The following is a 14,392-nucleotide window of genomic DNA, read 5'->3' as shown; positions in this document are numbered from 1 at the left end:
CTTCGCCCAACCCACCGAACTGGACCTGAGCGCCTTCCACGGACGGCACCCGGTCGAGCTGTTCGGTGGGGTGCGCTTCCCGGCCATCGGGGAGCTGCCGTACCTGCTCACTCTGGCGGGGCACGGCTTCTACTGGTTCCGGCTGCGCTCGGACGCCGCCGCCTAGTCCCCCGTGGTGGGGCGGGTTTCCCCCGCCCCACCCGTGGGCACGCGTCAGTCACACCCGACCAGCGATTGGACGCGACGCCATGTCGGAAGCCATGTCGCAAGCCGTCACACGCTCTGTCACGACCAGCAGCCACGGTCTTCTGGCGTCACTGGACCCGCTGCTGCGCGAGTGGCTGCCCCGGCAGCGCTGGTTCGCGGGCAAGGGGCGTCCGGTCACGGGATTCTCACTGGTCGCGGCCACGGAGCTGCTCCCTGCCGATAGCAAACTCGGTCTGTACCACCTGCTCGTCCGCGCCCACCAGCCGCTCGCCCCCGTGCAGGGCCATGTGCCGCACCCCGGCGACTGCTACCAGCTGCTCATAGGCGTGCGCGAGGCGCTGCCCCCGAGGCTCGCGCCCGCGCTGATCGGCCATGTGCACGAGGGCCCGCTCGCCGGCCGCACAGTGTACGAGGCGCTGTACGACCCCCGGCCGGCCGAGGTGATCCTGGAGGCGCTGCGCACCCAGGCCCGTGTCGGCGGGCTGCGTTTCGAGCGGCGGGACGAGATACGTCCCGACCTGGTACCGCGCCTGGTGACCGCCGAGCAGTCCAACTCGTCGGTCGTCTATGGCGATACGTTCATTCTCAAACTGCTGCGCCGGGTCCTGCCCGGCGTCAACCCCGACCTCGAGCTGCCGCTCGCCCTGGCCCGGGAGGGCTGCCCGAGGGTGCCCCCGCCGACGGCGTGGATGACTGCCGAGGCGACCGAGGCGGGCGCCGAGGAACCCTATGTCCTGGGGGTGCTGCAACCCTTCGTGCAGGGCGCCTCGGACGGCTGGGAGCTGGCGCTGCGCGAGCTGGCCAAGGGTGAGGACTTCAGCGCCGAGGCGCGGGCGCTGGGCCGTGCCACGGCCGAGGTGCACACCGCGCTCGCCCGGGCGCTGCCCACCGTCACGCTGGCCCATCTCCAGCTCCAGTCGCTGGTCGACGGCATGACCGAGCGCCTGGAGGCGGCAGCACAGGCGGTGCCCGCCCTGCAGCCGTACGCCCCCGCCCTGCACTCCGCCTTCGAGGCGCTGGCCGACCTGGCCGCCGAGGGCCACACCTGGACCGCCCAGCGCATCCACGGCGACCTCCACCTCGGGCAGTGCCTGCGCTCGCCCGCCGGGGAGTGGTCGCTGATCGACTTCGAGGGCGAGCCGGCGAAGCCGCTGGCCGAGCGGCGGATGGCCCAGCCCGTGGAGCGGGACGTGGCCGGGATGCTGCGCTCCTTCGACTACGCGGCGCACTCGGCGGGGGGCCCACCCGCACCGGAGTGGGCCGAGGCCTGCCGGGCCGCCTACTGCACCGGATACGCCGAGGTCAGCGGGCACGACCCGCGCACCGACCCGGTACTGCTGCGGGCCTACGAGACGGACAAGGCGATCTACGAAGTCCTCTACGAGGCCCGGCACCGCCCCGACTGGCTGCCGGTACCGCTCTCCGCGGTGCGCCGTCTGGCCGGCTCCGCCCCCGTGTGACCGCGCCGGCCCTGACCACCACGTACGACCCGACCTGCCCTGTTCTGCGCCGAGGAGGCTCCGCCCGTGACTGACCGCCCCCCGTCCAGCGGTTCGGACCCGAAGCAGACGGCCGAGGCCGCCGGCGCCGAGCAGCCGGCGGTCGCGAAGAAGGCCACTCCGAAAAAGGCCGCCGCGAAGAAGACCACGGCGAAGAAGACCACGGCGAAGGCGGTGACCAAGAAGACGGTGGCGAAGAAGGCCACAGCCAAGACGACCGATGCGCTGAAGGCGACGGCGAAGAAGGCCACAGCCAAGAAGACGACGGCCAAGAAGGCACCCGCCAAGAAGACCGACGCGCTGAAGGCGACCGCCGAGAAGACCACAGCCAAGAAGACGACGGCCAAAAAGACGCCCGCCAAGAAGACGCCCGCCGAAACGGCCGGTGCCGTGATGGGGGCGGCGAAGAAGACCACGGCCAAGAAGGCGCCCGCGAAGAAGGCCCCTGCCAAGAAGGCCGCCGCGAAGAAGTCCGTCACCAAGACGATCGCCCCCGCGGCGCCCGTGGGGGTGAGGGCGGCCGAGCCGGCCGCGTCGGCGGAAGCGGCCGTCTCCACAGCCGTCGACGTCCTGGACCGTGAGCGGCTGCTCAACGGTACGCACCACGATCCGCACTCGGTGCTCGGCGCGCATCCCGTGCCCGGCGGGATCGCCGTGCGGGCCTTCCGGCCGTACGCGCTCGGGGTCGCCGTGGTCGCCGGGGACCTCACGGTCGAGCTGCGGCACGACGGGGACGGGTTCTTCTCGGGCCTGCTGCCGGTGCCGGAGCTGCCGGAGTACCGGCTGGAGGTGGCGTACGCGGGGACCGTGCAGCACACCGAGGACGCCTACCGCTTCCTGCCCACGCTCGGCGAGCTGGACCTGCATCTGATCGCCGAGGGGCGGCACGAGGAGCTGTGGCAGGCGCTCGGGGCGCGTCCGATGACCCACCAGGGCGTGACCGGAACCCGGTTCGCGGTGTGGGCGCCCGACGCGCGCGGTGTGCGGGTGGCCGGCGACTTCAACTTCTGGGACGGCACCGCGTTCCCGATGCGCTCGCTCGGCGGCAGCGGTGTGTGGGAGCTGTTCGTGCCCGGGATCGGCGAGGGCGAGCTGTACAAGTTCGAGATCACCCGGCCGGACGGTTCGAAGACGCTGCGCGCCGACCCGCTGGCCCGCCGCACGGAGGTCCCGCCGGCCACGTCGTCCATCGTGCACGCCTCGCACCACGAGTGGGGTGACGAGGAGTGGCTGGCCCGCCGGGCGGAGCGCCCCGCGCACGAGGCGCCGTTCTCGGTGTACGAGGTGCACCTGCCGTCCTGGCGCCCGGGCCTCACCTACCGTCAGCTGGCCGAGCAACTGCCCGCCTACGTCAAGGACCTGGGCTTCACCCACGTCGAACTCATGCCGGTCGCCGAGCACCCCTTCGGCGGCTCCTGGGGCTACCAGGTCACCGGCTTCTACGCGCCCACCGCGCGCCTGGGCACCCCGGACGACTTCAAGTACCTGGTGGACGCCCTGCACCAGGCGGGCATCGGTGTGCTGATGGACTGGGTGCCGGCGCACTTCCCGCGCGACGAGTGGGCGCTGGCCGAGTTCGACGGCCGCCCCCTGTACGAGCACTCCGATCCGCTGCGGGCCGCGCACCCCGACTGGGGCACGCTCGAGTTCGACTTCGGCCGGCGCGAGGTGCGCAACTTCCTCGTCGCCAACGCCCTGTACTGGTGCGAGGAGTTCCACATCGACGGCCTGCGCGTGGACGCGGTGGCCTCCATGCTCTACCTGGACTACTCGCGCGAGCCGGGCCAGTGGACGCCGAACGAACACGGCGGGCGGGAGAACCTGGACGCGGTGGCGTTCCTGCAGGAGATGAACGCGACCGTCTACCGGCGAGTGCCGGGCGTGGTGACCGTCGCGGAGGAGTCGACCGCCTGGGACGGGGTCACCCGGGCCACCCACCACCGCGGCCCGAGCGGCTTCGGCGGCCTCGGTTTCGGGCTGAAGTGGAACATGGGCTGGATGCACGACTCGTTGCAGTACGTGAGCCACGAGCCGATCCACCGCAGGTACCACCACGGCGAGATGACGTTCTCGATGGTGTACGCCTACAGCGAGAACTACGTGCTGCCGATCTCCCACGACGAGGTGGTGCACGGCAAGGGCTCGCTGGTGTCGAAGATGCCCGGCGACTGGTGGCAGCAGCGCGCGAACCTGCGCGCCTACCTGGCCTTCATGTGGTCCCACCCGGGCAAGCAGCTGCTGTTCATGGGCCAGGAGTTCGCCCAGGGCAGCGAGTGGTCCGAGGCGCGCGGCCCGGACTGGTGGCTGCTCGACCCGGCCTACGGCGCCGCGGCCGACCACCGGGGCGTGCTGGACCTGGTCCGCGACCTGAACGCCGCCTACCGGGCCACTCCTGCCCTGTGGGCGCGGGACGTGCACCCCGACGGATTCCAGTGGATCGTCGGGGACGCGGCGGAGGACAACGTCTTCGCGTTCCTGCGCTACGACGCCGAGGGCGTCCCGCTGCTGGCGGTGTCCAACTTCTCCCCGGTCGTCCGGCCCGACTACCGCCTCGGCGTCCCCGACGACATTCCCGCCTGGCTGGAACTCGTCAACACGGACGCGGCCCGCTACGGCGGCAGCGACGTCGTCCACCCCGATCCGGTCAAGCCGGAGCCCCAGGGGTGGCACGGCCGGCCGGCGAGCATCCGGCTGACCCTGCCACCGCTGGCGACGGTGTGGCTGCGCCCGGCCTGAGCGTCCCCGGCAGCGGTGGCCGGCCGGGGGCAGCCTCCAGGTCGGCCGCCGCTACCGCGCGAGCGCCTCGGCCAGGGCGGGGGGCAGCGCCCCCGTGTGCAGCACCGCCAGCCGTTGCGTGGCCCGGGTCAGGGCCACGTAGAGGTCGCTCGTGCCGTAGCGGCCGGGCTCGACCACCAGGACGGAGTCGAACTCCAGGCCCTTGGCCTGGCGCGGGTCGAGCAGGACGACCGTGTGCGTCAGGTCGGGTTCGGCGCCGGCCGTGACCCCGTCCAGCCTGGCCGCCAGCGAGCGGTGCAGCTCGCGCGGGGCGATCACGGCGAGCCGTCCCTCCTCCGGGGTGAGTTCGGCGACGGCCTTCTGCACCGCACCGGGCAGGTCGTCGGTGGCGCGGGCCCAGGGCCGTACGCCCGTGGAGCGGACCGAGCTCGGCGGCCGGAATGCCGGGTTCTCGGCGCGGACCACGGCCGCCGCCACGTCCATGATCTCGGCCGGGGTGCGGTAGTTGACGCCGAGGCGGGTGTGCTCCCAGCGGTCCTCGACGTACGGCTGGAGGATGTCCGCCCAGGAGCCGACGCCGGCCGCCTCCGCGGTCTGCGCCGGGTCGCCGACCAGGGTCATCGAGCGGGTGGGGCAGCGCCGCATCAGCAGCCGCCAGGCCATCGGCGACAGCTCCTGCGCCTCGTCGACGATGATGTGCCCGAACGCCCAGGTGCGGTCGGCCGCCGCGCGCTCGGCGGCGCTGCGGTGGTCGGCCTCCTCCTGCCGCTCGGCGAACCGCTCGGCGTCGATGATGTCGTGAGCGGACAGCACCTCGGACGCGTCCGGGTCACCGTCCTCCTTGTCATCGAACTCGTAGGTGCGCGACGCGTACGACACGTCCAGCACGCCCTGCGCGTACGCCACCTGGGTCTCGCGCTCGCGTTCGGCGCGGGCCCGGGCCGGCCGGTCGTCCTCGCCGAGGAGTTCCGCGGCCTCGTCCAGGAGGGGGATGTCCGCGACGGTCCACGCGCGGGTCACCGGGCGGCGGATCGCGGCGGCGTGCTCGTCGGACACGTATCCCTCGGGATCGGCCAGGAAGTCCGCGAGCAGGCGCTGCGGGGTCAGCCGCGGCCACAGCTGGTCGATGGCGGACCAGACCTCGGGGTTCTCGGCGAGTTCGTCGCGGATCTGGGTGATGTCACTGGCGTCGAGCAGGTTCGAGCCGTCGTAGGGGTCGGTGCCGATGCGCTCGGCGACCATGTCGGTGAGCGTGTTCAGGATGTGGCCCTCGAAGTGCTCGCGGGCCACGTTGTGCGGCAGCTTCGCGGCGCGGGTGCGCTCGCGGGCGACCTTCACCAGGCCGTCGTCGAGCATCAGGACCTCGCGGTCGTGCTCGATGGTGATCACCGGGTCGGGCAGCGCCTGCCGGTCCCGTACGACGGCGGCGAGCACGTCGGCCATGTCGGCGCGGCCCTTCACCGCGGCGGCCTCGGGCGTGTCGGTGGCCTTGGCCCGCACGCCGGGGAACAGCTCGCCCACGGTCGCCAGCAGGACGCCGGTCTCGCCCAGCGAGGGCAGCACCTCGCCGATGTAGCCGAGGAAGGCGGGGTTGGGGCCGACGACGAGGACGGCGCGCCGGGCGAGCAGCTCGCGGTGCTCGTAGAGCAGATAGGCCGCACGGTGCAGGGCGACCGCGGTCTTTCCGGTGCCCGGACCGCCCTCCACCACCAGCACTCCGCGGTGCGGGGCGCGGATGATGCGGTCCTGGTCGGCCTGGATGGTGCGCACGATGTCACCCATCCGGCCGGTGCGCGCGGAGTTGAGCGCGGCGAGGAGCACCGCGTCACCGGTCGGGTCCTCGTGCCCCGTGCGGGTGGCGTCGCCGAGGTCGAGGATCTCGTCGTGCAGGGACGTGACCCGGCGGCCCTCGGTGGAGATGTGCCGGCGGCGGCGCAGGCCCATCGGGGTGTGGCCGGTGGCCAGGTAGAACGGGCGGGCGACGGCGGCCCGCCAGTCGATCAGGACCGGCGTGCGGTCGGGGTCGTCGGCGCGCAGACCGATGCGGCCGATGTGGTGGCTGACGCCGTCGGTGAGATCGATCCGGCCGAAGCAGAGCGAGCCGTCCACGGCGTTCAGCGCGGCGAGCAGCCCCGAGCGCTCGGCGACGAGGATGTCCCGCTCCAGCCTGGCCTGCATCGGCTTGTCGCCCTGTGCGAGCGCGTCCGTGACGGAGGCCTCGGTGTCACCGCGCAGCGCGTCCACGCGTGCGTACAGCCCGTCGACGAATTCCTGTTCCTGCAGCAATTCACCGTCTGGAAAATCGGTGTTTGACAATTCGGCTCCCGCCCGGATACACTTTGCTCAGCTGACTTCGCCGCGACCAATTCGACTTGAAGTCGCGAACCACCGAATATACGCAGAGAAATCCCCCGGGCGCAATTGCCCGGGGGATTTCTTCGTGTCCGGCTCGGTGTCCGGCGTCGCGTCCGGCGCTGGATTACAGCACGTCCGCCAGCTCCTCCAGCAGCCGCCGCTTGGGCCGCGCCCCCACCATCGACCTCACCGGCTCGCCGTCGCGGAACACCATGAGGGTGGGTGTGCCCAGCACGCCGTACGCGATCGTGGTCTGCGGATTGCGGTCCACGTCCAGCTGGACGATCTTCAGCCGGTCGCCCTCCTCGGAGGCGATCGCCCCCAGCACCGGTGCCAGCTGCCGGCACGGCCCGCACCACTCGGCCGTGAACTGCACCAGCACCGGCAGTTCCGCCCTGAGCACCTCCGTCTCGAAGTCCGTGTCGGTCACTTCGGTCACACCGGCCACCTGCTTGATCACCGCTCCTGCCCTCCCAGCTCGCACCGGGGTTCCGGACCCCCCGGAACCAGCGCGTCGGCGGCCAGCTCGTTCCGTGCCCGCTCGGCCCGCGCCAGCTGGGCACCGACCTGTGCGCGCACCGCCCGCAGCTCTCCGATCAGCGCGTCGAGCTCGTCCAGCTTGCGCCGGTAGACCGCGAGGGAGGCCGGGCAGGAGTCGCCCTCCGGGTGCCCGGCCCGCAGACACTCCACGAAGGGCCGGGTCTCCTCGAGGTCGAACCCGAAGTCCTGCAGCGTCCTGATCTGCCGGAGCAGCTTCAGGTCACGCTCGTCGTACGTGCGGTACCCGTGGGCGTCCCGCCGCGCGGGCAGCAGCCCCCGCGACTCGTAGTACCGCAGCGTCCGCGTCGTGGTCCCGGCCTGCGCGGCCAGCTCGCCGATTCGCATGTCCCCGACCGTACGGCTTGACGTGGGCGTCAAGGCAACGGCGGGGTCGGGCCGGTCCGCACAGGCCCGCTTCGCCCCTTCAGACCATGACCCCGGCGGACTCCTCCACCTCCAGCAGCGAGGCGCTGCGGCGCTCCTCGTCGAAGGCCCGCCGCCCGCCGCGCAGTCCGAACAGGCGCTTGGCGAGGGCGATGTAGAGGACGGCGAGGATGTTGAGGGCGAGGGTGGCGATCTTGACCGCACTGATGTGCTCGGTGAGTTCGTAGATCTCCAGCGGCAGGAAGGCGGCGGTGGCCACCACCGTCAGGTACTCCGCCCAGCGTTTGGCGTACCACAGCCCGACCGCCTCGACGAGTTCGATCAGCGCGTAGGCCAGCAGCAGCCCGGCCACCACCAGGAGGGTGGAGTGCCTGTAGCCGAAGGTCTTCTGGATGGTGCCGACGACCGGCGAGTGGTCGAGGTCGTAGTGGAAGTGCCGGAAGACGGGCCGGAAGACGTCCAGGTACTCGTTGAACAGCCGCCGTACCGCGTCCTGGCTGTTGCTGAACTTCCACACGGCCACCGCGACCAGCACGATGAACACCCCGCGCACGGCCCGCTCGATCGCGAGGAAGCGCAGGATGAACAGGTCCCGCAGCACCTTGCCGCGCAGCACCAGCGGGGCGTTCGCGGCCGGTCCGGAGCCGTGCGGCTCCCCCAGCGCGAAGTCGCCGCAGCGCAGGCAGCGCCACACCTCCCCGAGCGCGGTGTCGGCGTGCAGCCGGATACGCAGCCGGGGGTCGTCCGGCGCGTAGGTCACATGGCCCTTGCGGGCGCAGGTCCGCCGGTCCCAGTCGATAGCCATCCCCCGTGCCTCCATCCACGTGCTCACGCGGCCGTGCCGCGCCGGTCGATCCGGCACGGCACGGTAGTGCATCGCGGTAAGAGACGACGGCCAAGGGGCTTTCAGTTCGCCTTCGCGCCGCTTTCCACCAGCTCCTTCACTTCCTCCGCCGGTGCCGTCCCGCGGGCGGTTCCGCGCGGCAGCAGCAGGGCGACGGCGAGTGTGCCGAGGCCGAGGATCACCGCGCCGACCAGGCTGGTGTGGGCGACCGCGTCAGCGAAGGACGCGCCGACCGCGTCCCGCATCTGCCGGGCGCCCTGGGCGAGCTGCCCGGCCTGCGCCTTCAGCTGGGCGGCCTGCTGGGGGTCGGTCGCGTGGGCGGCCTGCGCCGCGAGGTGCCGTGCCTTCTCCCCGACGCCCTGCGCGACGGCGTATCCGGCGCCGACCGAGTCCTGGGCGGTGGACAGGGCGCTCGCCGGGAGCCCGCTGCCGGCGGTGGCGTCGGAGAGGTGGCGGGAGTACGAGGTGGACAGCAGCGAGCCGAGGATCGCGATGCCCAGCGAGCCGCCGAGCTCGAGCGAGGTGTCGTTCACGGCGCCGCCGACACCCAGCTCGGACTCCGGGAAGGCGCCCATGATGGCGTCGGTGCAGGGCGAGAGGGCGAGGCCGATCGCCAGGCCCAGGATCACCAGGGGGACCACGAAGTCGCCGTACGAGGACGAGCCGTCGACCCGGGTCAGCAGCGCCAGCGCGGCGGTGCCGCCGGCCATGCCCGCGGTGACGGTCCACTTCATCCCGACGCGCGGGGTGAGGTAGCCGGTCAGCGCCGAGCCGACGAAGACGGCGCCCGCCAGCGGCAGCATCCGCACGCCGGTGGCCAGGGCGTCGTAGCCGAGGACGAACTGCAGGTGCTGGGTGAGGTAGTAGAAAGCGCCGAAGACGGCCAGGAAGAACAGGGCGACGGCCAGGTTGGAGCCGGCGAAGCGGCGGGCGGTGAAGCGGCGTACGTCGAGGATGGGGCGCGGGTGGCGCAGCTCCCACAGGACGAAGGCCACCAGGCCCGCGCCCGCCACGGCCGCGGCCGTGACCGCCTTGACGTGCCAGCCGAAGTGCGGACCCTCGATGATCACGTAGATCAGCGAGCCGATCCAGACCACCGACAGCAGGCCGCCGACGTAGTCGATGCGGTCGTGGTGCCCGGCCCTCGACGGCGGGACGAGGACGAAGGCGGCGACCAGGGCGACGGCGGCGATGGGCACGTTGATCAGGAAGGTCGACGCCCAGCCGTGGCCCTTGAGCAGCGCGCCCGCGACGACCGGACCGGCCGCGATCGCGAGCCCGGCGGTGGCGGTCCACAGGGTGATCGCCCTGGCGCGTTCGGCGCGCGGGAAGGTCGCGGCGAGCAGGGAGAGGGTGGCGGGCATGATCAGTGCCGCGCCCACGCCCATCACGGCGCGGGCCGCGATGACGGTGGCCGCGCTGCCGGCGAGGGAGCCGAAGACGGCCCCGCCGCCGAACACGACCAGGCCGAGGACGAGCGCTCCGCGCCGGCTGTACTTGTCGCCGATCGCGCCGAGCAGCAGCATCAGCGCCGCGTACGGGACGGTGTAGCCGTCGATGACCCACTGCAGGTCCGCGCTGGACAGGCCCAGGTCCCGGGTCATGTCGGGCGCGGCGACGGTGAGGGCGGTGTTGGCCATCACGATGATCAGCAGGCTCAGGCAGAGCACGAGGAGCGCCCACCAGCGCCGGGCGTAGGGCCGGCCCATCCGTTCGACCGGTTCGTTCAGGACGAGTCGCATGGCAGGGGTCGCCTTCCTCGGATACGCGACAGTTACTTGCACAGTGGTGTGCATTTGCACAACCATGTGCAATGTACGTCGCTGCACAGCACTGTGCAAGTCGAGAGGAGGGCACAATGTCAGCCATGACCACGGGTAACACCAGTCGCGCCGACGCGAACCGGCGCCGCATCCTCGACGTCGCCCTCGCCGAGCTGCTGCGCGACCCCGACGCGTCCATGGACCAGATCGCACGCGCCGCGGGTGTCGTACGGCGCACGGTGTACGGCCACTTCCCCAGTCGCGAGGCGCTGATCAGCACGCTTGTCGACGACGCGGTGCACGCGCTCGCCCAGGCGCACGCGGCGGGCCGGGAGGGCGTGGAGGACCCGGCGGAGGCGCTGGCCCGCTCGGTGCTGGCGATCTGGCACATCGCGGACCGCTATCGCCTGCTGGTGGCGCTCGCCCAGCGCACGGTCACCATGCAGGGCATCCGCGAGCGGCTGACCCCGGTCCGGGAGAGCTGCGCGGAGCTGCTCCGGCTCGGCCTCGAACAGGGCGTCTTCAGCTCCCCGCTGCCCACGCCGGCCCTCGCCTACGTGCACGAGCAGATCCTCTTCGCCCTGATGGAGGCCGTGAACGACGGGCTGCTCGAGGCGCGGGAGGCGGGCCGTTCGGCGGCGGTCACGGTGCTGACGTCGGCGGGGGTGCCGGCCACCCTCGCGGGCGCGCTCGTGGGGAAGATCGGCGGCTGACCGGCTCCTGGCGCGGGAAGCGAAAAGAGCCGAGCGGCCGGGCCCACGGGGGAAGGGCCCGGCCGCTCGGCGGCGTTTCTTCGTTGCCGGATGGCCGGCCCGGGTTCAGGCGGAGCCGGGCATCCGGAGCACGGGATCCGTTGTCAGGCCTTGGCCAGCTCCTTCTCGCCGTTCCCGCGCGGCTCGGGCACGTCCGTGCGGACGTCGTCTCCGGCCTCGTCCAGCAGGGTGCTCTCGTCGAAGGGCAGCTGCCCGGAGAGGACCTGCTCGACACGGCCCCGGTCGATCTCCTTCGTCCAGGAGCCGATCAGCACAGTGGCCACGGCGTTGCCCGCGAAGTTCGTCAGGGCGCGGGCCTCGCTCATGAAGCGGTCGATGCCGACGATGAGGCCGACGCCGTCGACCAGGGCCGGCCGGTGCGACTGCAGGGCGCCGGCCAGGGTGGCCAGACCGGCGCCGGAGACGCCCGCGGCGCCCTTGGACGCGACCATCATGAACAGCAGCAGCGTGATCTGCTCGCCCAGGTGCAGCGGCTGGCCCATGGCCTCGGCGATGAAGAGGGAGGCCATGGTCAGGTAGATCATGGTGCCGTCGAGATTGAAGGAGTAGCCGGTCGGCACGGTGATGCCGACGACCGGGCGGCTGACGCCCAGGTGCTCCATCTTGGCGATCAGCCGGGGCAGGGCCGTGTCGGAGGACGAGGTGGAGAGGATGAGCAGGAACTCGCGGCCCAGGTACTTCAGCAGCTTGAGGATGTTGACCTTGGCGACGAACCACAGCACCGGGCCGAGCACCAGGCCGACGAAGAGCACGCAGGTGACGTAGAAGCCGAGCATGATCGTGCCGAGGGCCTTCAGCGCCTCGACGCCGGTCTCCCCCACGACAGCCGCGATGGCGCCGAACGCGCCCACCGGCGCCGCCCACATGATCATGGACAGGACACGGAAGACCAGCTTCTGGATGTGCCCGATGCCGCGCAGGATCGGTTCGCCGGAGCCGCCCATCGCCTGCACCGCGAAACCGACCAGCAGCGCCACGAGCAGCGTCTGCAGCACCACGCCGCCGGTGAAGGCGGAGGCGAACGTGGTCGGGATGATGCTCATCAGGAAGTCGACGAGGCCCTCGCTGCCCGCGGCCGCCTGGGTGTGGCCGACCTGCTTGACCGACTCGCTCAGGTGCATGCCCTGGCCGGGGTGGAGGACGTTGCCGACCACCAGGCCGATCGCCAGCGCGACGAACGACATGCCGATGAAGTACGTGAGCGCGAGCCCGCCCAGCTTGCCGACCTTGGCCGCGCTGCGGATCGAGCCGACGCCGGTGACGATGGTGCAGAAGATGACCGGCGTGATCATCATCTTGATCAGGTTCACGAAGCCCGTGCCGAGCGGCTTGAGCTCCTTGGCGAAGTCCGGCGCGGCGAACCCGACGATGATGCCGAGGACCACCGCGGCGATCACCGCTATGTAGAGATAGTGGGTACGGTCCCGCTTTGCTGCGGGGCCGGGTTCTGCGGCGGGTGCGGCAGGTGCCGTATCGGCTGTGCTGCTCACGAGCGGCCCTCCTTGACGACGTCGTCGGCATCACCGGCGTGCGGCTCACGTCCGGGGGTTTTCGGGGATGCCGTGACTATCTCCTGTCATGTGAGGGCGGTCACCCTTCCGTTCATTTAGTTCACGCCAGAACGGAGAGGCAGACTGACGGCATGCGGATACCCGTCCTCCCGAGACCTCGCAGCCTGGCGGGCCAGCTCTTCGCGATGCAGGCCGTGCTGCTGGCGCTCGTCGTGGCCGGATATGCACTGTTCACCTTCGTCAGCGACCGGGGCCAGGCCGAGAGCGCGGCTCGCCGGCAGGCCACCGCGGTGGCCCGCTCGATCGCCGACTCCCCCTCGGTGCGGTCCGCGATCCACACCCCCAACCCCACGGCGGAGCTCCAGCCGTACGCGCTGAAGGTGCAGACGGACACCGGCGTCGACTTCGTCACGATCATGACGCCCCAGGGCATCCGCTGGACCCACCCGGACCCCGACCAGATCGGCAGACCGTTCCTCGGCAACATCTCCCGCGCCCAGCGCGGCGACACCTTCACCGAGACCTACACCGGCACCCTCGGCCCGTCCGTCCGCGCGGTCACGCCCGTCGAGGACGGCGATCGCGTCATCGGCCTGGTCAGCGCCGGCATCAAGGTCGAGGCGATCAGCGCGCGGATCCAGGAACAGGTCACCGCGCTGTTCGGGGTCGCGGCCGGCATCCTGGCGCTCGGCGCCCTCGCCACGTACGTCATCAACGCCCGGCTGCGTCGGCACACCCACGGGATGAACGCCGACGAGCTCAGCCGCATGCACGACTACCACCAGGCCGCGCTGCACGCGGTGCGCGAGGGGCTGCTGATGCTGGACGCCCAGTACCGGGTGGCACTGATCAACGACGGCGGGCGGGAGTTGCTGGGGGTGGGCGGCGAGGCCGGTGAGGCCGACGTGGTGGGCCGGTCGGTGGCCGAGCTCGGCCTGCCGGCCCTGCTGACGGGTGCGCTGCTGGCCTCGGAGCCACGGGTGGACGAGGTGCACCTGACGGACTCGCGCGTCCTGGTGGTGAACACCTCGCCGGTGTCGGGCGGTGAGCGCCGGGGCACGGTGGTGACCCTGCGCGACGTCACCGAGCTGCAGTCGCTGATGGGCGAGCTGGACTCCGAGCGCGGTTTCACGCAGGCGCTGCGCTCGCAGGCGCACGAGGCGGCGAACCGGCTGCACACGGTGGTGTCGCTGATCGAGCTGGGCCGTGCCGAGGAGGCGGTGGACTTCGCCACGGCGGAGCTGGAGCTGGCGCAGGCGCTGACGGACCAGGTGGTGGCGGCGGTGAGCGAGCCCGTGCTGGCCGCGCTGCTGCTGGGCAAGACGGCGCAGGCCAACGAGCGGGGCGTGGAGCTGGTGGTGTCCGAGGACAGCGGCCTCGACGACGGTCTGCTGCCCGAGACCCTGCCGGCCCGCGATCTGGTGACGATTCTCGGCAATCTCATCGACAACGCCGTGGACGCGGCCCAGGGTGGCGTGCGGGCGCGGGTGACGGTGACGGCGTGCGCCGAGGACACCGAACTGGTGCTGCGGGTCGCGGACACCGGCCCCGGCGTGGACCCGGCCCACGCGGACCTCGTCTTCCAGCGCGGCTTCTCCACCAAGCCGAAGGGGCCGGGCGGCCGGGGGCTGGGGCTGGCGCTGGTACGGCAGGCGGTGCATCGGCACGAAGGGACACTGACGGTGACGGAGGCGGAGGGCGGCGGCGCGGTGTTCGAGGCGCGGCTGCCGCTGGGGGACGGGGCGGAGGAGACTGTGGCCCACGCGGCGGAGGCCGGGGC

General features: G+C 72.0%; 11 protein-coding genes. 5 read left to right on the top strand and 6 right to left on the bottom strand.

The window, feature by feature from the left end; translation table 11 throughout:
- The 3 genes from BZY54_RS18605 to glgB all read left to right on the top strand — a co-directional run.
- Positions 1–166 (top strand): alpha-glucosidase C-terminal domain-containing protein (locus BZY54_RS18605; protein ID WP_208640693.1); only part of this gene is annotated, 166 nt, incomplete at its 5' end.
- Between the two features lie 94 nt (positions 167–260).
- A complete protein-coding gene (locus BZY54_RS18600; RefSeq protein WP_086726314.1) occupies positions 261–1,667 on the top strand; it encodes a maltokinase N-terminal cap-like domain-containing protein in 1,407 nt (468 codons plus the stop codon).
- A gap of 66 nt (positions 1,668–1,733) precedes the next feature.
- Positions 1,734–4,442, top strand: coding sequence for a 1,4-alpha-glucan branching enzyme (gene glgB / locus BZY54_RS18595; protein ID WP_086726312.1), 2,709 nt, complete (start codon positions 1,734–1,736; stop codon positions 4,440–4,442).
- Positions 4,443–4,493: 51 nt separating this feature from the next.
- On the opposite strand, the gene BZY54_RS18590 is transcribed toward glgB, so the two are convergent.
- The 5 genes from BZY54_RS18590 to BZY54_RS18570 form a co-directional block, all read right to left on the bottom strand.
- Positions 4,494–6,728, bottom strand: coding sequence for a HelD family protein (locus BZY54_RS18590; RefSeq protein ID WP_244217217.1), 2,235 nt, complete (start codon positions 6,726–6,728; stop codon positions 4,494–4,496).
- Positions 6,729–6,921: 193 nt separating this feature from the next.
- Positions 6,922–7,236: a thioredoxin gene (trxA, locus tag BZY54_RS18585; RefSeq protein ID WP_086726313.1), complete on the bottom strand. Its 315-nt coding sequence runs from the start codon at positions 7,234–7,236 to the stop codon at positions 6,922–6,924.
- A 17-nt stretch (positions 7,237–7,253) separates the two neighbouring features.
- On the bottom strand, positions 7,254–7,682 hold the full coding sequence (locus BZY54_RS18580; protein WP_086726310.1) for a MerR family transcriptional regulator: 429 nt from the start codon (positions 7,680–7,682) through the stop codon (positions 7,254–7,256).
- Positions 7,683–7,761: 79 nt separating this feature from the next.
- On the bottom strand, positions 7,762–8,526 hold the full coding sequence (locus BZY54_RS18575) for a DUF2127 domain-containing protein (RefSeq protein ID WP_086726309.1): 765 nt from the start codon (positions 8,524–8,526) through the stop codon (positions 7,762–7,764).
- A gap of 101 nt (positions 8,527–8,627) precedes the next feature.
- Positions 8,628–10,307, bottom strand: a complete 1,680-nt coding sequence (locus BZY54_RS18570) for an MFS transporter (protein ID WP_086726308.1) — start codon at positions 10,305–10,307, stop codon at positions 8,628–8,630.
- 116 nt (positions 10,308–10,423) lie between these two features.
- On the opposite strand from BZY54_RS18570, the gene BZY54_RS18565 reads away from it, so the two are divergent.
- Positions 10,424–11,041, top strand: a complete 618-nt coding sequence (locus BZY54_RS18565) for a TetR/AcrR family transcriptional regulator (protein WP_086726307.1) — start codon at positions 10,424–10,426, stop codon at positions 11,039–11,041.
- 143 nt (positions 11,042–11,184) lie between these two features.
- Here the strand turns inward: BZY54_RS18565 and BZY54_RS18560 are convergent, their stop codons facing one another.
- On the bottom strand, positions 11,185–12,591 hold the full coding sequence (locus BZY54_RS18560; protein ID WP_086726306.1) for a cation:dicarboxylate symporter family transporter: 1,407 nt from the start codon (positions 12,589–12,591) through the stop codon (positions 11,185–11,187).
- 152 nt (positions 12,592–12,743) lie between these two features.
- Here BZY54_RS18560 and BZY54_RS18555 point away from each other — a divergent pair.
- Positions 12,744–14,392, top strand: a 1,649-nt coding sequence (locus tag BZY54_RS18555) for a sensor histidine kinase (RefSeq protein WP_107419752.1), incomplete at its 3' end; no start/stop codon positions are given.

The sequence above is a fragment of the Streptomyces carpinensis genome, from assembly GCF_002154505.1.
GTDB classification, from domain to species: Bacteria; Actinomycetota; Actinomycetes; order Streptomycetales; family Streptomycetaceae; genus Streptomyces; species Streptomyces carpinensis.
This window is presented reverse-complemented; position numbering and strand designations above follow the sequence as displayed.